Source organism: Pseudomonas sp. 51_B (assembly GCF_017491595.1).
Lineage (GTDB): Bacteria > Pseudomonadota > Gammaproteobacteria > Pseudomonadales > Pseudomonadaceae > Aquipseudomonas > Aquipseudomonas promysalinigenes.
Genome location: NZ_JAFGYW010000003.1, coordinates 201160 through 221054, shown reverse-complemented (window position 1 = coordinate 221054; position 19895 = coordinate 201160). Strand labels below are relative to the sequence as shown.

The 19895-nt window shown below is 62.0% G+C and carries 17 protein-coding genes; 9 read left to right on the top strand and 8 right to left on the bottom strand.

Annotated elements, in window-relative coordinates; translation table 11 throughout:
• Positions 1-4 precede the first annotated feature (4 nt).
• On the bottom strand, positions 5-2596 hold the full coding sequence (locus J5M56_RS06245; RefSeq protein WP_060478359.1) for a glycosyltransferase: 2592 nt from the start codon (positions 2594-2596) through the stop codon (positions 5-7).
• 132 nt (positions 2597-2728) lie between these two features.
• Here J5M56_RS06245 and tcdA point away from each other — a divergent pair, with 132 nt between their 5' ends.
• The gene (tcdA, locus tag J5M56_RS06240; RefSeq protein WP_207870325.1) at positions 2729-3538 is read left to right on the top strand and encodes a tRNA cyclic N6-threonylcarbamoyladenosine(37) synthase TcdA; all 810 of its coding nucleotides are present in this window, start codon (positions 2729-2731) and stop codon (positions 3536-3538) included.
• A gap of 109 nt (positions 3539-3647) precedes the next feature.
• Here tcdA and J5M56_RS06235 read toward each other — a convergent pair whose 3' ends face one another.
• From J5M56_RS06235 to J5M56_RS06220, 4 genes are all read right to left on the bottom strand, one after another.
• Positions 3648-4058, bottom strand: a complete 411-nt coding sequence (locus J5M56_RS06235; protein ID WP_207870323.1) for a SufE family protein — start codon at positions 4056-4058, stop codon at positions 3648-3650.
• Positions 4055-5260, bottom strand: a complete 1206-nt coding sequence (locus J5M56_RS06230; RefSeq protein ID WP_207870321.1) for a cysteine desulfurase — start codon at positions 5258-5260, stop codon at positions 4055-4057. The genes J5M56_RS06235 and J5M56_RS06230 overlap by 4 nt, the downstream gene beginning before the upstream one ends.
• 120 nt (positions 5261-5380) lie before the next feature.
• Complete coding sequence (dapD, locus tag J5M56_RS06225; RefSeq protein ID WP_060478355.1) at positions 5381-6415, bottom strand: 2,3,4,5-tetrahydropyridine-2,6-dicarboxylate N-succinyltransferase; 1035 nt, start codon at positions 6413-6415, stop codon at positions 5381-5383.
• A 31-nt stretch (positions 6416-6446) separates the two neighbouring features.
• A complete protein-coding gene (locus J5M56_RS06220; protein WP_060478354.1) occupies positions 6447-6794 on the bottom strand; it encodes an ArsC family reductase in 348 nt (115 codons plus the stop codon).
• A gap of 260 nt (positions 6795-7054) precedes the next feature.
• On the opposite strand from J5M56_RS06220, the gene J5M56_RS06215 reads away from it, so the two are divergent.
• Positions 7055-8701 (top strand): Na+/H+ antiporter, encoded by a 1647-nt coding sequence (locus J5M56_RS06215; protein WP_207870319.1) that lies wholly within the window; start codon positions 7055-7057, stop codon positions 8699-8701.
• A 33-nt stretch (positions 8702-8734) separates the two neighbouring features.
• On the opposite strand, the gene dapC is transcribed toward J5M56_RS06215, so the two are convergent.
• Genes dapC through map form a run of 3 tightly spaced genes read right to left on the bottom strand, consistent with a single transcriptional unit; the run spans position 8735 to position 13485 of the window.
• A complete protein-coding gene (gene dapC / locus J5M56_RS06210; RefSeq protein ID WP_207870318.1) occupies positions 8735-9931 on the bottom strand; it encodes a succinyldiaminopimelate transaminase in 1197 nt (398 codons plus the stop codon).
• Positions 9932-9961: 30 nt separating this feature from the next.
• Positions 9962-12664, bottom strand: coding sequence for a [protein-PII] uridylyltransferase (locus J5M56_RS06205; protein ID WP_186477789.1), 2703 nt, complete (start codon positions 12662-12664; stop codon positions 9962-9964).
• Between the two features lie 38 nt (positions 12665-12702).
• Positions 12703-13485: a type I methionyl aminopeptidase gene (map, locus tag J5M56_RS06200; RefSeq protein ID WP_003252286.1), complete on the bottom strand. Its 783-nt coding sequence runs from the start codon at positions 13483-13485 to the stop codon at positions 12703-12705.
• A gap of 344 nt (positions 13486-13829) precedes the next feature.
• Between map and rpsB the strand changes: the two genes are divergently transcribed.
• From rpsB to ispC, 7 genes are all read left to right on the top strand, one after another.
• Positions 13830-14567: a 30S ribosomal protein S2 gene (rpsB, locus tag J5M56_RS06195; RefSeq protein ID WP_027920037.1), complete on the top strand. Its 738-nt coding sequence runs from the start codon at positions 13830-13832 to the stop codon at positions 14565-14567.
• A 184-nt stretch (positions 14568-14751) separates the two neighbouring features.
• The gene (gene tsf / locus J5M56_RS06190; protein WP_060478350.1) at positions 14752-15615 is read left to right on the top strand and encodes a translation elongation factor Ts; all 864 of its coding nucleotides are present in this window, start codon (positions 14752-14754) and stop codon (positions 15613-15615) included.
• Between the two features lie 181 nt (positions 15616-15796).
• Complete coding sequence (gene pyrH, locus J5M56_RS06185; protein ID WP_056796398.1) at positions 15797-16540, top strand: UMP kinase; 744 nt, start codon at positions 15797-15799, stop codon at positions 16538-16540.
• Positions 16537-17094: a ribosome recycling factor gene (gene frr / locus J5M56_RS06180; RefSeq protein ID WP_207870316.1), complete on the top strand. Its 558-nt coding sequence runs from the start codon at positions 16537-16539 to the stop codon at positions 17092-17094. The genes pyrH and frr overlap by 4 nt, the downstream gene beginning before the upstream one ends.
• Before the next feature lie 15 nt (positions 17095-17109).
• Positions 17110-17865 (top strand): polyprenyl diphosphate synthase, encoded by a 756-nt coding sequence (gene uppS, locus J5M56_RS06175; RefSeq protein WP_060478347.1) that lies wholly within the window; start codon positions 17110-17112, stop codon positions 17863-17865.
• On the top strand, positions 17865-18680 hold the full coding sequence (locus J5M56_RS06170) for a phosphatidate cytidylyltransferase (protein ID WP_060478346.1): 816 nt from the start codon (positions 17865-17867) through the stop codon (positions 18678-18680). Before uppS ends, J5M56_RS06170 begins: the two co-directional genes overlap by 1 nt.
• Complete coding sequence (ispC, locus tag J5M56_RS06165) at positions 18677-19867, top strand: 1-deoxy-D-xylulose-5-phosphate reductoisomerase (RefSeq protein ID WP_207870314.1); 1191 nt, start codon at positions 18677-18679, stop codon at positions 19865-19867. The genes J5M56_RS06170 and ispC overlap by 4 nt, the downstream gene beginning before the upstream one ends.
• Positions 19868-19895: the final 28 nt, after the last annotated feature.

Genomic DNA, 19895 nt, shown 5'->3' with positions numbered 1-19895 from the left:
AGCCTCAGGCCTGCTGCGGCTCAGCGGCTTTTTCTGCAGGCTTGGGGAGCGACGAGAGAAAGGCCATCACCAATGCCGCCACGTAGGGCAGCGACTGCACCAGCAGCATCGCCACCCAGAATCGCATGTCCGAACTCGGCAGCCCCTGCACCAGGTAGATCCCGGCCGCCGCGCCCCACAACAGCAGCATGATGAACAACTCCTCGCGCGCTTCGGAAATCGCCACCAACAAGCCATGGCTGTCGGCATTCTTCGGCGTCCGGAAGAACGGCATGCTACTGGTGAAGAACCCGTACAGCACCGCTTTGGCGATGGTGTGCGACAGCGCCAGCCCCGCCAATGCCGCAGCGAACGCATCCTTCATGTTCACCCCCACCGCACGGCGGTAGAGGAAGATGATCTTGCCGACCTTGAAGAAGAACAGCGCCAGCGGTGGAATGGCGAAGATCATCAGTGGCGGGTCGACCCGGTGTGGCACGATGATCATCGCAGCCGACCACAGCAGCGCACCGACCGTGAAGAAGATATTCATGCCATCGGCGATCCACGGCAGCCAGCCGGCCAGGAAGTGGTAACGCTGACCGCGGGTGAGCTCGCTGCCCTTGCCGCGCAGCAGGGCTGCGGCGTGATGCTTGATGATCTGGATGGCACCGTAGGCCCAGCGGAAGCGCTGCTTCTTGAAGTCGATGAAGGTATCGGGCATCAGGCCTTTGCCATAGCTGTTGTGCGCATAGGCCGCCGACAGGCCCTTCTCGAACACACGCAGGCCCAGCTCGGCGTCCTCGCAGATGCACCATTCGGCCCAGCCCAGCTCTTGCAACACGCTGCGCCGGGTCATGGTCATGGTGCCATGCTGGATGATCGCGTCGCGGTCATTGCGGGTGACCATACCGATGTGGAAGAAGCCTTTGTATTCGCTGTAGCAAAGCTTCTTGAAAGCGCTCTCGTGCTGGTCTCGGTAGTCCTGAGGCGACTGGACAACGGCGATTTTCGGGTCAGCGAAGTGCGGCACCATGTGCTTGAGCCAGTTGCGGTCCACGCAGTAGTCCGAATCGATCACCGCGATGACTTCGGCGTCCTTGGCGGTGTGCGGGAGCAGATAGTTCAACGCACCGCCCTTGAAACCGGCCAAAGGTGCTACGTGGAAGAACTTGAAACGCTCGCCAAGCTTTTCGCAGTGGGCCTTGAGCGGCTCCCATACGGCGGGGTCTTTGGTGTTGTTGTCGATCACCAGCACTTCATAGTCCGGATAATCCAGCGCAGCGAGGGCATCGAGGGTTTGCTTGACCATCTCCGGCGGCTCGTTGTAACAGGGCACGTGCACCGACACTTTCGGCCGGTAAGCACTGTCGCCCTGTACCGGCAGGAATTCGCGCCGGCGTTTGAGGGTCCAGACCGCCTCGGCCAGCTCGTGTGCTTCGGTCATCAGCACGATGAACACGCCCAGCGCGCCGAGTGCCAGCAGCACCCCGACGGTTAGGCTGAACCAAGTGCTGTATTGCTGGCTGTAGTCATAGGCGATCCACACCAGCACCGACCCACACAGGAAGGTGATGAACGTCAGGAAGGTGCGGCCGCGCTGGCGCAGTGCCGAGCCGTCGATCAGCAGCACAGCCAAGGCGATCATGGCCAGCACCACTGAAGCCACCGCCAGGGCTCGCCACTGTGGAATGGCGACTACCGGCCCCTCGAAATTGAATTTCTGCTGGCGCTCGGCGTTGAACACCCCCCAATAAGCGCCCACCGAGCCTTCGTCGTTGGCTTTCCAGGGTTGGTCGTAGGCTTCGATGACGAAATAGTTGTAGCCACGCCGGTTGAGGGTGTTGACCAGTGTGCGCAGGTAGATGGCCTGGTCGGCCTGGGAGGCATCGGCGCCTCCACGCATCCGGCCATTGCTGGGCCAGCCGACTTCCGACAGCAGCAATGGCTTGTGCGAGAACTGCTGGCGCAGCTCGCGGGCACGGTCCAGCACGAACTGCACCGAGTCTTTCATCGGCACGAACTCCCAGTACGGCAGGATGTGTGCGGCGATCAGGTCGACGTGCTTGGCGAGTTCCGGGTGTTCCTTCCAGATGTGCCACTGTTCGCTGGTGGTGACTGGCACCTTGACGGCGGCCCGCACCCGATCGAGGTACTTGATCAGCTGCTCGGCGGTGACCTCTTCGCGAAACAGCGCTTCGTTGCCGACCACTACTCGCACTACGCTGCGCGAGTGGTTGGCCAGTTCGATGCCTTTTTCGATTTCGCGCTCGTTGCGCTCCTGGTCATTGCTGATCCAGATGCCCAAGGTGACCCGCAGGCCCAACTCTTCGGCAAGCCGCGGGACTTCGGCCTGGGTGCCCTGGACGGTGTAGATACGGATGTTGTCAGTGAGCTTGTTCAGCTGCTCCAGGTCCTGACGCATCTCGTCCTCGCTTGGGTACTGGCCCTTTTGCGGGCTTTCGCCCAAGCGGAACGGCGAATACGAAAAGCCAGAGATCTGTTCTGGCCAGGCAGGGGCCGACACCGGACGATTGATCAGTGCCCAGAAGCCGGTGAACAGCGCGGCGATGGCCAGGACCACCACAAGGTTGAGGCCGAATTTGCGTGATGACATTGTGGTCCGTTTCTGTCTGAGTGGTAGGACATTAAAGCAGTAATGGTAGGGTTTTTTCTAACATTGGAGGTGAGTGCGGCCACTGCCCTATAATGCGCGCCGTTTTTTGCGTCAGAGCCCAGGGGTATCGACATGAGCACAGAAGATCCACGCTTCGCCGGCGTTGCCCGCCTGTACGGCGATGCAGGCCTGCAGCGGTTGAGCCGCGCCCATGTGGCAGTGGTCGGAATTGGCGGGGTTGGCTCGTGGGCGGCGGAAGCGTTGGCGCGCAGTGGTGTGGGTGAAATAACCCTGTTCGACCTGGACGATGTGTGCGTGAGCAACACCAACCGCCAGGCGCACGCTCTGGAGGGCCAGGTAGGGCGCCCCAAGGTCGAGGTCATGGCTGAGCGCCTGCGCGCGATCAACCCGGCGATCAACGTGCATGCTGTGGCTGATTTCGTGACTCGCGAAACCATGGCTGAGTACATCACCGAGCACATGGATGCGGTGATCGACTGCATCGACAGTGTGATGGCCAAGGCCGCGCTGATTGCCTGGTGTCGGCGGCGCAAGATCGCGATCGTCACCACTGGCGGCGCGGGTGGGCAGATCGACCCAACACAGGTCCAGGTGGGCGACCTTAACAAGACTTTCAACGACCCGCTGGCTTCGCGGGTGCGCTCGACCCTGCGACGGGACTACAACTTCTCGCGCAACACCAGCCGCAACTATGGTGTGCCATGCGTATTTTCCAGTGAGCAGCTGCGCTATCCGAAGGGCGATGGCAGTGTCTGCCTGCAGAAGAGCTTCGTGGGCGAGGGTATGCGGTTGGACTGTGCAGGCGGCTTTGGGGCGGTGATGATGGTGACCGCGACGTTCGGCATGGTGGCGGCGAGCAAGGCGATTGAGAAGCTGGTGGCAGGCGCGCGGCGGCCCTCGGAACGGATCAAGCCTGAATAGACTCGGCGCTTGATTCGTGGGTAAATCCGCTCTCACGACAGCCCAACCTTTTGGGCGTAGTGCACGAGCCTGTGGGAGCCGATTCACCCGCGATGGCCACAGCGCCGATCTAGAGGCCCGACGTCAACTCCGCCATCCGCTGCAACACTGCATGTAAACCATTGCTGCGCGAGGGCGACAGTTGGCGCTCCAGGCCCAACTGAGTGAACCACTGCCGCAAATCGAGGCGAGCCAACGCTTCGCTGGGCAAGCCTTGCACCCTCACCAACAACAAGGCCAGCAGCCCTCGCAGCAGGCGAGCATCGCTTGACGCTTTGAACTGCCACACCTGATCAACCTGCTTGGCCACCAGCCAGACCAGGCTCTGGCAGCCATGTACGCGATTGGCCTCGACTTTTTCCGCCTCGGTCAGCGGTTCCAGGCGATCGCCCCATTGCATCAGCAAGCGTGCCCGCTGCTCCCAACCACGGGCCTGGTCGAAACTGGCCAGTGCTTCCAGGGCCTGTAGCGGCAAGCTCATCGCAACAGCTCCAAGCCCTGATCCAGCGCTTCGAAGAAGCGCTGCAAATCGCCACTGTCGTTGTACAGGCCCAGCGATACCCGTATCGCGCCCTCCAGCCCCAGCCCCTTGAGCAGGGGCATGGCGCAGTGATGGCCGGCGCGCACGGCGATACCTTGCTCGGTGAGCATATGGGCGATATCGGCGTTATGTACGCCCTCGATGACAAAGCTGGCCAGGGCGGCCTCGGGGGCGCCCAACACGCGCACACCTTCCCGGTCGGCAAGACCACGCAGCAGGTGCCGGTGCAGGCTGGCTTCGTGTTCGGCGACTGCCTGGCTATCGAGGTTTGCCAGGTAATCCAAGGTCGCCCCCAGGCCGACCACCCCGGCGATCGGTGGCGTGCCAGCTTCGAAACCCAGTGGCGCAGGGCGGAAACTGGCGCTCTGGTAATCGGCCAGCTGGACCATTTCACCGCCAAACTGCCAGTGACGCAGCAGCTCCAGTGCCCGGCTACGGCCGTACAGCACACCGACACCATCGGGCCCATACAACTTGTGGCTGGAGAATACGTAGAAGTCGCAGCCCAGCGCTTGAACATCATGGCGGCCATGGACTACACCCTGAGCGCCATCGACGACGGTCAACGCGCCCTGTGCCTGGGCGTGGGCCAACAACGCGGGCAGGGGCTGCCAGGTGCCTAGCACGTTGGAGAGTTGGCTGACCGCGAGCAGGCGGGTGCGAGGCCCGATGAGCTGCAGTGCCTGTTCCAGGTCTATACGCCCCTGTGTGTCCAGCGGCAGCACTACCAAGCGCACGCCTCGCCGCCTGGCCAGTTGCTGCCAGGGCAACAGGTTGGCATGGTGCTCCAGTGCGCTGATGGCAATCTCGTCGCCGGCTTCGAAGCGGTATTCCAGGCTGTAGGCCAGCAGGTTCAGGGCCGACGTGGCGCCATGGGTGAAAATCACCTGCCGCGAATCTGCGGCATTGATCCAAGCTGCGACCTTGTCGCGGCTTGCCTCGAAAGCCTGGGTCGCCAGGGCGCCGGGCAAATGCTGGGCGCGGTGCACATTGGCGGCGCCGTGGCCATAGTAATGGCTCAGGGCATCGAGCAGCGCTTGGGGCTTCTGAGTAGTGGCGGCGCTGTCCAGGTAGGTCTGGTGCTGGCGCTGCAGGGCGGCAATGGCGGGGAAATCGGCGCGCCAGGGGGAGGGCTGGAACATGTTCGCGGGGCCTGCAATGAAAATCGGGTCTGGCGCATCGACGCCAGACCCGATCTTAACACTTAAGCCCTGTGAGGTCCGCAGTTGCGGGCAGCCCGCGCTTGCAGTGGGCGAGGGGCGTTAGTTGTGCGCGTGCAGCGCCTCGTTCAGCTCGATCGCCGACTTGTGGGTTTTGCATTCCACGGCGCCGTTGAGCGAGTTGCGGCGGAACAGCAGGTCGGTCTGGCCGGCCAGGTCGCGAGCCTTGACGACTTTTACCAGCTCGTTGTTCTCATCGAGCAGGTTCACCTTGGTGCCTGCGGTGATGTACAGGCCGGCCTCGACGGTGTTGCGGTCACCCAGGGGGATGCCGATACCGGCGTTGGCGCCGATCAGGCAACCTTCGCCGACCTTGATGACAATGTTGCCGCCGCCGGACAAAGTACCCATGGTCGAGCAGCCGCCGCCCAGGTCGGAGCCCTTGCCGACGAACACGCCTGCAGAAACCCGGCCCTCGATCATGCCCGGGCCTTCGGTGCCAGCGTTAAAGTTGACGAAGCCTTCGTGCATGATGGTGGTGCCTTCGCCGATGTAAGCGCCCAGGCGCACACGGGCGGTGTCGGCGATGCGCACGCCGGCCGGAACCACGTAGTCGGTCATTTTCGGGAACTTGTCGACCGAGAACACTTCCAGCAGCTCGCCCTTGAGGCGGGCTTCAAGTTGCAGTTCTGCCAGCTCGTTCAGGTCGACCGCACCTTGGTTGGTCCAGGCGACATTGGGCAGCAGTGGGAAGATACCGGCCAGGCTCAGGCCATGGGGTTTGACCAGGCGGTGCGACAGCAGGTGCAACTTGAGGTAGGCCTCTGGGGTCGAGGTCAGTGCGGCGTCTTCGGCCAGCAGCGTGGCGACCAGTGGCTTGTGGCTTTCGGCCAGACGGGTCAGCAGTGCCGCTTGAGCCGCGTCGACGCCCTTGAGCGCTTCGGCCAGTTGTGCCGCCTGGGCGTTGCTGAAGGCGATCGCCTGGTTGCCACCGGTGTAGCCAAGGATTGGCGCGACTGCGGCCACAAGCTCGGCGCTGGGGTTGAGCATGGGTTGTGCGTAGAACACTTCCAGCCAGGTGCCCTGGCGGTTCTGGGAGCCGACACCGAAGGCCAGGCTGAACAGGGTATTGGACATGTGATTACCTCGTGCGAAATAGGGTGGGGGCTCAGGCCAGAGCGGCGGCGTAGAGGTCAGGCTTGAAGCCGACCAGGGTGCGCTCGCCAAGGGCTAGCACCGGGCGCTTGATCATCGACGGCTGGGCCAGCATCAACTCGACGGCCTTGGCCTGGTCGAGGTCGGCCTTGCTGGCGTCGTCGAGCTTGCGGAAGGTTGTACCGGCACGGTTGAGGATGGCTTCCCAACCGTGTTCGTCACACCAACGGTTCAGGCTGTCGCGGTCGATGCCTTGGCTTTTGTAGTCGTGGAATTCGTAGGCGATGGCATTTTCGTCGAGCCAGGTCCGCGCTTTTTTCATGGTGTCACAGGCTTTGATGCCGTAGAGCGTGTAGGTCATTGTGTGCATTGAGGCCACAGTCTGCCCCAATTTCTCCATTTCCGAATGTCAGTCGCGGGATTATGCGGGAACGATCCAGTGAGCGCCACGGGGTGTGTAGGTCTTGAGTTTTTAGACTCATATGAATCATCGTGTTACATATCCAGTGGCTGCTTGCGACCATCGTGCAAGGGCTTGGACCGACCTGGCCCCGCTAACATGTGTTGCAGTGACGGTCATTGCCCCGCTGTCGTTTCTGGTTGAAAAGGAAGCTTTAAAGGATGCAGTCCGCTTATACCGTCCTCATCCTGCTGACGCTGGTCAGCGTGTCGAAACTGGTCGGGCGCTTGATCCCGCTACCGCTGCCATTGTTGCAGATTGCCGCCGGAGCGCTGCTGGCCTGGCCCACGCTCGGGTTACACGTGGCACTGGACCCTGAGTTGTTCCTTTTTCTGTTTCTGCCGCCGCTGTTGTTCGCCGACGGTTGGCGCATCCCTAAACGCGAGTTGTGGCGCATCCGCGGGCCGGTCGTTGCGCTGGCCGTTGGCTTGGTGCTGTTCACGGTGGTAGGTGCTGGTTACTTCATCCACTGGCTGCTGCCGAGCATCCCGCTACCGGCTGCATTTGCACTGGCAGCGGTGTTGTCGCCTACCGACGCCGTGGCGGTATCGGCCATCAGCCAGGACCGCCTGCCGACGCCGCTGATGCACATGCTTCAAGGTGAAGCGTTGCTCAACGATGCTTCGGGCCTGGTCACCTTCAAGTTCGCCTTGGCGGCGGCCATTACCGGGGCCTTTTCGCTGGCCGATGCCAGCTTCAGCTTCGTTGTGGTCGCCCTTGGCGGCCTGGCGGTGGGGGTCGCGCTGAGCTGGTTGCTCGGCCGGCTGCGTGCCTGGATGATCGCCCGCGGTTGGGATGACCCCGCCACCCACGTGGTATTCATGCTGCTGTTGCCCTTCGCCGCTTATGTTCTGGCCGAGCGGCTGGGTGTGTCGGGCATTCTCTCGGCAGTGGCTGCCGGCATGATGCAAAGCTGGCTCGACCTGTTGCCACGTCAGACCAGTACACGCCTGCTCAATCGCAGCGTCTGGTCGCTGCTGGAGTTCGCTTTCAACGGCCTGATCTTCCTTCTGCTGGGCTTGCAGCTGCCGGATATCATCAAGGCTGTGGTCAGCCACGAGTCTACGCTCTGGCCGGCGCTGGCCTGGCGCTGCTTGGAGGTGCTGGCGATTTTTGCCGCGCTGGTCCTGCTGCGGTTTGTCTGGGTCCAAAGCATCTGGCGGTCGATCGGCGTGTTGCGTCGTTGGCGGGGCAAGCCTGCGCTGGTGCTGGTGCCTACAGCGCGGTCCTGCTGGCTGTTGACCCTGGGAGGGGTGCGTGGGGCGGTGACCTTGGCCGGTGTGATGTCGATACCGCTACTGATGGGGGCGGGTCAGGCGTTTCCCGAGCGTGACCTGCTGATCTTCATTGCTGCCGGGGTGATTCTTCTTTCGCTTATCAGTGCTGTGATCGCTCTGCCGCTGCTGTTGCGCGGGGTGGCCAAGAGCCCCGACGAGCGCTTGCATCAGGAGGTTCAGGAAGCCTGGCGGTTGACCGCAGAGGCGGCGATCCATGCGCTGGAAGCCGAGGAGCTGATAGACGCCAGTGCGCCGCAGGACGCCGCGCAGGCAACCCTGGCCGCCGAACTCAAGGCGCGGCTGATGGCTGAATACCGGGATACGCTGGACAAGTACAACGATACCGCCGAAGCCCGGGCGCTGGCCGAGCAGATGGATTTGCTCGAACGGCGCTTGCGCCTTCGCGCGCTCAGGGCGCAACGCCTGGCGTTGTACAGCCTGCACCGCCAGCATCGGGTTGGCGATGAGGTTGTGCGGCAGGTGCTGGGCGAGCTGGACTTGAGTGAGGCCAACCTCGGGCAGGTCAGGTGAACCGTAGGGGGCGTCAAGCGCCCCCTGATCGTTTCAGCGGGCCTGAAGGAACGCGCGAATCCGCTCGGCAGCTTCGATGCACTCGGCCAATGGCGCAACCAGCGCCATGCGCACCCGTCCGGCACCTGGGTTGACACCGTCAACCTCACGGGACAGGTACGACCCTGGAACGACGGTCACATGCTCGGCTTCGAACAGGTCGCGGGTGAACTGCGCATCGCAACCTGGGACTTTCGCCCAAAGGTAGAAGCTGCCATCCGGGCGCTGCACGTCCAGCACCGGTTGCAGGATGTCGAGCACGGCATCGTACTTGGCGCGGTACTGATCACGGTTCTCGCGCACATGCGCTTCATCCTGCCAGGCAGCGATGCTGGCCAACTGGGTTTGCACCGGCATGGCGCAGCCGTGGTAGGTGCGGTACAGCAGGAACGGTTTGATGATCGACGCGTCACCGGCGACGAAGCCCGAGCGCAGGCCCGGCAGGTTGGAGCGCTTGGACAGGCTGTGGAACACCACGCAGCGGGCGAAGTCGCTACGGCCAAGCTCGGCACAGGCGCTCAGCAGGCCCGGTGGTGGAGCGTCTTCGTCGAAATACAGCTCGCTGTAGCACTCGTCGGCAGCAATCACGAAATCGTGCTCGTCAGCCAAGGCAATCAGCTTTTTCAGGGTCGCCATCGGCACCAACGCCCCAGTGGGGTTGCCTGGCGAGCACAGGAAGAGGATCTGGCAGCGCCGCCAGACGTCGGCTGGTACCGCGTCGAAGTCGGGGTTGAAGCCGTTGTCTTCCAGGCACGGCAGGTAGTGTGGGGTCGCGCCGGCCAGCAACGCTGCGCCTTCGTAGATCTGGTAGAACGGATTGGGGCTGACCACCAGGCCGTCATCGGCGCGGTTGACCACGGCTTGGGTGAAGGCGAACAGCGCCTCACGGGTGCCGTTGACCGGCAGGATGTGGCGCTCGGCATCCAGCCAGCCCGCTGGCACGCCGAAGCGGCGCTCACACCATTGGCCAATGGCCTGGCGCAGCCCCGGCAAGCCCAGCGTGCTCGGGTACACGGCCAGCTTGTCGAGGTTGTCGGCCATAGCCTTGGCGACGAATGCCGGCGATTCGTGTTTCGGCTCACCGATCGACAGGGCAATGGCGCGTTTGTCTGCCGCAGGCTTCACGGTGCCCAGCAGGGCGCGCAGTTTCTCGAACGGGTAGGGCTGGAGCTGGGTCAAGGCATGGTTCATCGGCGCAAGGTCTCGTCAATCATCTAATCGTTAAAAAGTCACACGGCTCGGGCTGGCTTCACTGGCTTGGCCGGCCTGCAGTTGCTGCACGATCGCTTCTTGCAGGCGGCTGCACAGCTGCGGGTCGGATAGCGGCTGATTGTCGGCATCGGTAATGAAGAACACGTCCTCCACCCGCTCGCCGAGGGTGGCGATCTTGGCATTCTGCAGCGACAGGTCGAACTCCAGGAAAATCCGCCCCAGCCGCGCCAGCAGGCCAGGGCGGTCGGGGGCGGTGATCTCGAGTATGGTCACCGGGCGCTGGGCATCGTTGAGAATGGTTACCTGCGGCGGGAAATTGAAATGCTTGAGCTGGCGTGGCACCCGGCGCTGGATGATGGTTGGGTAATCCTCGGGGTTGCGCAGCGCTTCGGTCAGGCCGTCGCGGATCTGCTTGACCCGCTGCGGATTGTCGCCGATCGAGCCACCATCGTTGTCGAGCACGATGTAGGTATCGAGGGTGAACTGGCTGCTGGAGGTGATGATCCGCGCATCGTGGATGTTCAGGTTCAGCTGTGACATGGCGGCCACGGTCACGGCAAAGAAGTCGTGCTGGTCGGGCGCGTAGATGAAGATCTGCGTGCCGCCTTCGAATTCGCGTTGCGTGGTTTCCTTGATGAGTACTAGCGGGCCACCGTCGGCCGGTTGCTGGAGGATGGCATCGCTGTGCCAGGCCACATCCGCGGCGGTGTGCTTGAGGAAATAGTCATCGCCCAATTGCGACCATAGTTGCTCGACGTCGTCCGGGTCAGTGCCCTCGCGCACCAGAATATCGAGCGCCGCCGACTGGGTCTGTCGGATCTGTTCCTCGCGGTCCAGCGGATTTTCCAGGCCGCGGCGCAGGGCACGCTTGGTTTCGGTGTAGAGCTGGCGCAGCAGGCTGGCGCGCCATGAGTTCCACAGGCTAGGGTTGGTGGCGTTGATATCGGCCACGGTCAGCACGTAGAGATAGTCAAGACGCGTCTCGTCACCGACGTGCAGGGCAAAGTCATTGATCACCTGCGGGTCGGAAAGGTCCTTGCGCTGAGCGGTGGTCGACATCACCAGGTGGTTCTGCACCAACCAGACGATCAGCCGGCTGTCCCAGGCCGGAAGCTGGTGGCGTTCGCAGAACTTCTGCGCATCCACCGCGCCGATTTCGGAATGGTCGCCCTGGCGGCCCTTGCCGATGTCGTGATAAAGGCCTGCCAGGTAGATCAGCTCGGGCTTGGGCAAACGCCCCATGAGTTTGCTGGCCAGCGGGAATTTCTCGGACACCGGCGTGTACTGCAACTTGCGCAGGTGCTTGATGAGGTTGAGGGTATGCGCATCGACCGTATAAATGTGGAACAGGTCGTGCTGCATCTGCCCAACGATCAGCCCGAATTCCGGCAGATAGCGGCCGAGGATGCCGTATCGGTTCATCCGCCTGAGGTTGCGGTGGATGCCGATTTCGCACTTGAACAGCTCGATGAACAGGCTGGTGTTGCGGATATCGTTGCGGAAGGTTTCGTCGATCAGGTGCCGGTGCTCGCGCAGCAGGCGCACGGTGTCGGCACGCACCCCTTTGATCTCCGGGTGCTGGGCCATCAGCACGAAGATCTCCAGCATGGCGAATGGAGTACGCTTGAACACGTTTGGCTTGGTCGCTTCGATATAGCCGTCGTGCAAGCGAAAGCGTGCGTTCAGTGGTTGGGTGGTGCCGCTGTCGTCATCGGCGAGGATGACTTCCTCGAAGTGCTGGATGATCAAGTCGCACAACTGGCTGATGCTCATCACCACCCGGTAGTACTGCTGCATGAACTGCTCGATGGCGCGCTTGGGGTTGTCGTCGCTGTAACCGAGCAGCGCGGCGATGCTGCGCTGGTGGTCGAACAACAGGCGGTCCTCGGCGCGCCCAGCAAGCATGTGCAGGGCGTAACGCACCCTCCACAGGAAGTCCTGAGACGAGGCCAGCAGTTCGTTCTCGCTTTCCAACAAAAAACCTTCGCCGGCGAGGGCGTGCAGGTTCAGCGTGCCGTACTGGCGGCGGGCGACCCAGAGCACTGTCTGGATATCGCGCAAGCCACCCGGTGAGCCTTTGACGTTCGGTTCGAGGTTGTACTCGGTGTCGTTGTACTTGTGGTGGCGAGCCTTGAGTTCGGCGCGCTTGGCCAGGAAGAACTCCTTGCTCGGCCACATGTAAGCGGTGCTGGTGACATCCAGCATGCGCTGGCGCAGGCCTTCGGGGCCGGCAATGGTGCGGCTTTCCATCAGGTTGGTGATCACCGTCAGGTCGGCACGGGCCTGCTCGGCGCATTCGTCGACGGTGCGCACGCTCTGGCCGACTTCAAGGCCGATGTCCCAGAGCAGCGTGAGGAAGCGTTCGATGGCCTCGCGGTACTGCTCATGTTCGGCGGCGCCAAGCAGGATCAGCAGGTCGATGTCCGAGTGCGGGTGCAGCTCGCCGCGACCATAGCCGCCAACCGCTACCAGGGCGATGCCGCTGGTGTCGCCCCAGTCGAACTGGTTCCAGGCTTGTTGCAGGATATTGTCGACCAGCCAGGCGCGAGCCTCGATCAGGGGGCGGATTTCGCACCCTGCGCGAAAACGCCGATCGAGCACCTCGCCGGCCTGGCGGATGGCTTTCTTGAAGGCGGCGATGGGGCTCGCCTTGAGTGCCAGTTCCGCCTGGAACTGGCCGCGGTCGAACAGTTCGGGATCCACCTGGGGCATTGCGTCGCGTTCCTGTCTAAAGGTTGCCTTGAGTGCAATCAGGCCGAGGTGCGGGGGATGGTGTCGTCCTTGCGCAAGGTGAAGATCTCGTAACCGGTCGCGGTCACCACCAGGGTGTGTTCCCACTGGGCCGAGAGCTTGCGATCCTTGGTAATGGCGGTCCAGCCGTCGCCCAACACTTTGGTGTCAGCCTTGCCCTGGTTGATCATCGGCTCGATGGTGAAGGTCATGCCTTCCTTGAGCTCCATACCGGTGCCGGCGCGGCCGTAGTGGAGGATCTGCGGCTCTTCATGGAACACCTTGCCGATGCCGTGGCCACAGAATTCACGAACGACCGAGAAGCCATTCTTCTCGGCATGCTTCTGGATCACTTCGCCGATATCGCCCAGGCGGCAACCGGGCTTGACCAGTTCGATGGCCTTGTACATGCATTCCTGGGTGACCTTGGACAGGCGCTCGGCCCAGACTGGCACGTTGCCGACATGGAACATCCGGCTGGTATCGCCGTGATAGCCATCCTTGATCACGGTGACGTCGATGTTGAGCGTGTCACCGTCCTTGAGTGGCTTGTCGTTGGGGATCCCGTGGCAGACCACGTGGTTGATCGAGGTGCAGATCGATTTCGGGTAGCCCTTGTAGTTGAGGGGCGCCGGAATGGCCTGTTGGACGTTGACGATGTAGTCGTGGCACAGGCGGTCGAGCTCTTCGGTGGTGACGCCGGGCTTGACGTGTTCTTCGATCATTTCCAGCACCTCGGCGGCCAGGCGGCCGGCGATGCGCATCTTCTCGATGTCTTCAGCAGTCTTGATGGTGACGGTCATTACAGGCTCTCTACGGCGCCGCAGGCGGCGCGAAAAAACGGGAAAGGCCGGATTCTAGCAGAGCAGGGCGGCATTCTGCCGGATAAACGCGGGAACGCTGCGGTCTACAGGAGGCATTCTGGCCTGTTTGCCAGGGTGCTGCAAAAACGGCTGACGGACGCAACCTGATCTGGGTTTCGTTCGCTGGCAGTCTGTGGTATAAAGTGCGCCGCTTTCGGGGCCGACCCCGTCAGCTCAAACCCACACACGTGTCGACACGATGGCCTGGGTGCCCCGGATTCAAGGATTCGTGGGTTGGTCATTGGGATACGTGGAGGCCCAACCCGACTTATCAAGGAACTATCATGTCCCAAGTCAACATGCGCGATATGCTGAAGGCCGGTGTGCACTTCGGTCACCAGACCCGTTACTGGAACCCGAAAATGGGCAAGTACATTTTCGGTGCGCGCAACAAGATCCACATCATCAACCTGGAAAAAACCCTGCCGATGTTCAACGACGCTCTGTCGTTCGTAGAGCGCCTGGCCCAGGGCAAGAACAAGATCCTGTTCGTCGGCACCAAGCGTTCCGCTGGCAAGATCGTCGCCGAGCAAGCAGCTCGCGCAGGTTCGCCATACGTTGACCACCGTTGGTTGGGCGGCATGCTGACCAACTACAAGACCATCCGTGCTTCGATCAAGCGTCTGCGCGACCTGGAAACCCAGGCCGAAGATGGCACCTTCGCCAAGCTGACCAAGAAAGAAGCTCTGATGCGTTCGCGCGACCTGGAAAAACTGGATCGCAGCCTGGGCGGTATCAAGGACATGGGCGGCCTGCCTGATGCCCTGTTCGTGATCGACGTTGACCACGAGCGCATTGCTATCACCGAAGCCAACAAGCTGGGCATCCCGGTCATCGGCGTTGTCGATACCAACAGCAGCCCAGAAGGTGTTGACTTCGTTATCCCAGGTAACGATGACGCCATTCGCGCTATCGAGCTGTACATGACTTCGATGGCTGACGCCGTCATCCGCGGCCGCAACAACGTTGCCGGTGGCACTGAAGTCTACGCTGAAGAAGCGGCTGCACCTGCTGCTGAGTAATAGGCGCTAGCGTCTACTTGGCACGCAAAAAGGGGGCTTTGCCCCCTTTTTGCCACCTTGAAATCCTGCTGTCAGCTTCGGCCCTGCATGATGGGCGAGCTGATATAAAGGCAGCGATTTGCAGAATTTAACGCCCGTGACGAGCGGGTGGAATGGTTGAAAAACTTTCCAAGAGGATTTTGAAATGGCAGCAATTACTGCGGCGCTGGTCAAAGAACTGCGCGAGCGTACCGGCGAAGGCATGATGGATTGCAAGAAGGCCCTGGAAAAGGCCGGCGGCGACATCGAGAAAGCCATTGACGACATGCGTGCTTCGGGCGCCATCAAGGCCGCCAAAAAGGCTGGCAACGTGGCTGCTGAAGGCGCCATCGCCGTCAAGACCGACGGCAAAGCCGCCGTTCTGCTGGAAGTGAACTCGCAGACCGACTTCCTGGCCCTGCAAGACGACTTCAAGAACTTCGTGGCCGAAAGCCTGGAAGAAGCCTTCGCTCAGAAACTGACCGACGCTGCCCCGCTGATCGCCTCGCGCGAAGCTGCTCGTGAAGCCCTGGTCGCCAAGTGCGGCGAAAACGTCAACATCCGCCGCCTGGTGCGTGTTGAAGGCGACGTTGTCGGTGCCTACCTGCACGGCAACAAGATCGGTGCTGCCGTTGTTCTGAAGGGCGGCGACATCGAGCTGGCCAAGAACATCGCCATGCACGTTGCAGCTTCGAACCCAGAGTTCCTGGATTCGTCGGAAATCTCCGCCGAGGCCATCGAGCGCGAGAAGAACGTCTTCCTGCAGCTGAACGCTGACAAGATCGCTGGCAAGCCAGAAAACATCGTTGAGAACATGATCAACGGTCGTATCACCAAGTTCAAAGCCGAAGCTTCGCTCAAAGAGCAGGCCTTCGTCATGAACCCAGAAGTCAAAGTCGGCGAGCTGGCCAAGAAAGCTGGCGCTGAAATCGTTTCCTTCACCTACTTCAAAGTTGGCGAAGGCATCGAGAAGCCGGTCGACGACTTCGCTGCTGAAGTTGCCGCTCAGGTAGCTGCTGCCAAGCAGTAAGACAGCCCCGTCTGTCGCCCCAAAGAGGCTGCCCGCTCACGCGCGCAGCCTCTTTGTCAAACGGAGAAGGGGTTTATCGAGCCTCGTCTTCGCTGGCGCCACATCGGTGCCACGCTACAGTTAGCAGGCTGCAAACAGCCCGCACGAATTTTCTAAAAGTACGCCGCAGGAGAGACTCGCAATGGCTCAGCAGGTGAGTGGTCGCCAACCTCGCTATAAACGCATTTTGCTCAAACTTAGCGGCGAGGCCCTGATGGGCTCGGAAGACTTCGGGATCGACCCGAAGGTGCTGGACCGCATGGCCCTGGAAGTTGGCCAGTTGGTAGGGATCGGCGTTCAGGTCGGCTTGGTGATCGGTGGTGGCAACCTGTTCCGCGGCGCAGCGCTCAGCGCAGCCGGCATGGACCGTGTCACGGGCGATCACATGGGCATGCTCGCCACCGTGATGAACGCATTGGCCATGCGCGATGCGCTGGAGCGTTCGAACATCCCGGCCCTGGTCATGTCGGCTATTTCCATGGTCGGTGTGACCGATCATTACGACCGTCGCAAAGCTATTCGCCACCTCAACTCCGGGGATGTGGTAATTTTCTCTGCTGGTACCGGCAACCCGTTCTTCACCACCGACTCTGCAGCCTGCCTGCGCGCCATCGAAATCGATGCCGACGTGGTGCTGAAGGCGACCAAGGTCGATGGCGTGTACACTGCCGATCCATTCAAGGATCCGCATGCCGAGAAGTTCGATCACCTGACCTACGACGAGGTCCTGGATCGCAAGCTTGGCGTGATGGACCTGACCGCAATCTGCCTGTGCCGTGACCACAAGATGCCATTGCGGGTATTCAACATGAACAAGCCTGGCGCCCTGCTGAACATCGTAGTTGGTGGCGCCGAAGGTACTCTGATCGAGGAAGGCCAAGCATGATCAACGACATCAAGAAAGACGCGCAGGAGCGCATGGGCAAGTCCATCGAAGCCCTGGCTCGTAACCTGGCGGCGATCCGCACCGGTCGCGCCCACCCAAGCATCCTGGATAGCGTCAGGGTCACTGCCTGGGGTAGCGAGATGCCGCTGAACCAGGTGGCCGCGATTACCGTCGAAGACGCCCGCACCCTGAAGATTGTCGCCCACGACAAGAACCTCAGCGCTGCCATCGAAAAGGCCATCCTGACTTCCGACCTGGGCCTGAATCCGTCCAGCGCCGGTACCACCATCCGTGTGCCGATGCCGGCTCTGACCGAAGAAACCCGCAAGGGCTACACCAAGCAGGCCAGTAGCGTTGCCGAAGATGCCAAAGTGGCTGTGCGCAACGTGCGCCGCGATGCCCTTGCCGACCTGAAAAAGCTGACCAAGGACAAGGCCATCAGCGAAGACGAAGAACGTCGCGCCGCAGATGAAATCCAGAAGCTGACCGACAAATTCGTCGCCGAAGTCGATGCTGCTTTCAAAGCCAAGGAAAAGGACCTGATGGCCGTCTAAGGCCGAGGTTTTTTAATGGAAAAGTCCAAGTTGGCGGCACCACTTTCGGTGCCGCGTCACGTCGCGATCATCATGGATGGCAACAACCGCTGGGCGAAGAAGCGCCTGTTGCCCGGCGTCGCCGGGCACAAGGCTGGCGTCGACGCGGTGCGCGCAGTCATCGAAGTGTGCGCCGAGTCTGGGGTCGAAGTGCTGACCCTGTTCGCATTCTCCAGTGAAAACTGGCAACGTCCGGCCGACGAGGTCGGTGCGTTGATGGAGCTGTTTTTCACGGCTTTGCGCCGGGAGGCACGGCGCCTCAACGAGAACAACATCAGCCTGCGCATCATCGGCGATCGCTCACGCTTTCACCCCGAGTTGCAGGCCGCCATGCGCGAAGCCGAAGCGCTGACTGCTGGCAACAACCGCTTCATCCTGCAGATCGCCGCAAACTACGGTGGCCAGTGGGATATCGCGCAAGCTGCCCAGCGCCTGGCGCGTGAGGTTCAGGCAGGCCATTTGCGGCCTGACGACATCACCCCGGGGTTGCTGCAGACTTGCCTGGCCACCGGCGAGCTGCCTTTGCCTGACCTGTGCATCCGTACCGGTGGTGAGCACCGCATCAGCAACTTCCTGCTATGGCAGCTGGCGTATGCCGAGCTGTATTTCTCCGACCTGTACTGGCCGGATTTCAAACACGAGGCCATGCGCAAAGCACTGGCCGAATTCGCATCGCGCCAGCGCCGCTTCGGTAAGACCAGCGAGCAGGTCGAGGCTGGAGCTCGTGCTTAATGCTTAAACAACGCATCATTACAGCGCTGATCCTGCTGCCGGTCGCGCTGGGCGGTTTCTTTCTGCTCAACGGCGGGGATTTCGCCCTGTTCATCGGCTTCGTGGTGACCCTGGGTGCCTGGGAATGGGCGCGTCTGGCCGGGCTTGTGGCTCAGCCTCTGCGTATCGCCTATGCCGCGGTGGTCGCTGGCGCGCTGATGCTGCTGCACCTGATGCCGGACCTGGCCCCGTGGGTGCTCGGGGCTTCGGTCATCTGGTGGGGGTTGGCCACCTGGCTGGTACTGACCTACCCACGCAGCAGCGAACTATGGGCCAGCGCCGCTTGCAAGCTGTTGATCGGCCTGTTGATCCTGCTGCCTGCCTGGCAAGGCCTGATGCTGCTCAAGCACTGGCAGCTAGGTAATTGGCTGATTTTGTCGGTGATGGTGCTGGTCTGGGCTGCCGACATCGGCGCCTATTTCTCCGGTCGTGCCTTTGGCAAACGCAAGCTCGCCCCACAGGTAAGCCCCGGCAAGAGCTGGGAAGGGGTATATGGTGGCCTGGCGGTCAGCCTGGCGATCACCCTTGTGGTCGGTATCAACCGTGGCTGGGGCTTCGGCCAATTGCTGCTGGGGTTGCTGGGCGCGGCCCTGGTGGTCATGTCTTCGGTGATCGGTGATTTGACCGAGAGCATGTTCAAGCGCCGCGCCGGTATCAAGGACAGCAGCAACCTGCTGCCTGGACACGGCGGTGTGCTCGATCGCATCGATAGCCTGACCGCAGCCATCCCGGTCTTTGCCGTGCTGCTGTGGGCCGCTGAATGGGGTGTTATGTGAGCACCGTGCAGCGGATTACCGTGCTGGGCGCTACAGGCTCGATTGGCCTGAGCACCCTGGATGTGATTGCGCGCCACCCTGAGCGCTACCAGGTCTATGCGTTGAGCGGCTACACCCGTATCGATGACCTGCTGGCTCTGTGCGTTCAGCATCGCCCGGCTTATGCCGTGGTACCCAACCCTGAGGCTGCGGTGCGCCTGCGCCTGGGGCTGGCCGATGCTGGCTGCGCTACCCAAGTGCTGGAAGGGGAGGCCGGGCTGTGCGAGGTTGCAGCCGCACCGCAGGTGGATGCAGTAATGGCGGCCATCGTCGGTGCCGCCGGCCTGCGCCCGACCTTGGCTGCGGTCGAGGCGGGCAAGAAGGTGCTGCTGGCCAACAAGGAGGCGCTGGTGATGTCCGGCGCTTTGTTCATGGAGGCGGTGCGCCGCAGTGGTGCGGTACTGTTGCCGATCGACAGTGAACACAACGCCATTTTCCAGTGCCTGCCGGGCGATTACGCCCGTGGCCTGAGCCAGGTAGGTGTGCGCCGCATCTTGCTGACCGCCTCGGGTGGTCCGTTTCGCGAAACACCGCTGCCGGCCTTGGTCGACGTCACCCCTGAGCAAGCTTGCGCCCACCCCAACTGGTCAATGGGCCGGAAGATTTCGGTGGACTCGGCCAGCATGATGAACAAAGGCCTGGAACTGATCGAAGCCTGCTGGCTATTCGATGCAGCGCCGGCCAAGGTCGAAGTGGTGGTGCATCCTCAAAGCGTGATCCACTCGCTGGTCGACTACGTCGATGGCTCGGTGCTGGCTCAGTTGGGCAACCCGGATATGCGCACGCCCATCGCCAACGCACTGGCTTGGCCTGAGCGTATCGAGTCGGGTGTTGCCCCGCTGGATTTATTCGCCATCGCCCGCCTGGACTTCCAGGCGCCTGACGAGCTGCGCTTCCCGTGCCTGCGCCTGGCGCGACAGGCAGCTGAAGCGGGTGACAGTGCACCTGCGGTGCTCAACGCGGCCAATGAGGTCGCGGTCGAGGCATTTCTCCAGCGGCGTATCCGCTTCCCGGAGATCGCGAGTATGATCGAGCAGGTGCTTGAGCAAGAACCTGTCGTGCCTTTGCTGTCGCTGGAGGCTGTATTTGCCGCCGACCAACGTGCGCGCGAATTGGCGCGCGAGTGGCTGAGGCGACATGGCCGTTGAGGCCGGTGGCGCTGCCAGGGTTCTGCTG

Bases quoted from the DNA above. Each gene is read 5' to 3' on its own strand.
- J5M56_RS06245 (WP_060478359.1), bottom strand. From the start codon at position 2,596: ATGTCATCACGCAAATTCGGCCTCAACCTTGTGGTGGTCCTGGCCATC.
- tcdA (WP_207870325.1), top strand. From the start codon at position 2,729: ATGAGCACAGAAGATCCACGCTTCGCCGGCGTTGCCCGCCTGTACGGC.
- J5M56_RS06235 (WP_207870323.1), bottom strand. From the start codon at position 4,058: ATGAGCTTGCCGCTACAGGCCCTGGAAGCACTGGCCAGTTTCGACCAG.
- J5M56_RS06230 (WP_207870321.1), bottom strand. From the start codon at position 5,260: ATGTTCCAGCCCTCCCCCTGGCGCGCCGATTTCCCCGCCATTGCCGCC.
- dapD (WP_060478355.1), bottom strand. From the start codon at position 6,415: ATGTCCAATACCCTGTTCAGCCTGGCCTTCGGTGTCGGCTCCCAGAAC.
- J5M56_RS06220 (WP_060478354.1), bottom strand. From the start codon at position 6,794: ATGACCTACACGCTCTACGGCATCAAAGCCTGTGACACCATGAAAAAA.
- J5M56_RS06215 (WP_207870319.1), top strand. From the start codon at position 7,055: ATGCAGTCCGCTTATACCGTCCTCATCCTGCTGACGCTGGTCAGCGTG.
- dapC (WP_207870318.1), bottom strand. From the start codon at position 9,931: ATGAACCATGCCTTGACCCAGCTCCAGCCCTACCCGTTCGAGAAACTG.
- J5M56_RS06205 (WP_186477789.1), bottom strand. From the start codon at position 12,664: ATGCCCCAGGTGGATCCCGAACTGTTCGACCGCGGCCAGTTCCAGGCG.
- map (WP_003252286.1), bottom strand. From the start codon at position 13,485: ATGACCGTCACCATCAAGACTGCTGAAGACATCGAGAAGATGCGCATC.
- rpsB (WP_027920037.1), top strand. From the start codon at position 13,830: ATGTCCCAAGTCAACATGCGCGATATGCTGAAGGCCGGTGTGCACTTC.
- tsf (WP_060478350.1), top strand. From the start codon at position 14,752: ATGGCAGCAATTACTGCGGCGCTGGTCAAAGAACTGCGCGAGCGTACC.
- pyrH (WP_056796398.1), top strand. From the start codon at position 15,797: ATGGCTCAGCAGGTGAGTGGTCGCCAACCTCGCTATAAACGCATTTTG.
- frr (WP_207870316.1), top strand. From the start codon at position 16,537: ATGATCAACGACATCAAGAAAGACGCGCAGGAGCGCATGGGCAAGTCC.
- uppS (WP_060478347.1), top strand. From the start codon at position 17,110: ATGGAAAAGTCCAAGTTGGCGGCACCACTTTCGGTGCCGCGTCACGTC.
- J5M56_RS06170 (WP_060478346.1), top strand. From the start codon at position 17,865: ATGCTTAAACAACGCATCATTACAGCGCTGATCCTGCTGCCGGTCGCG.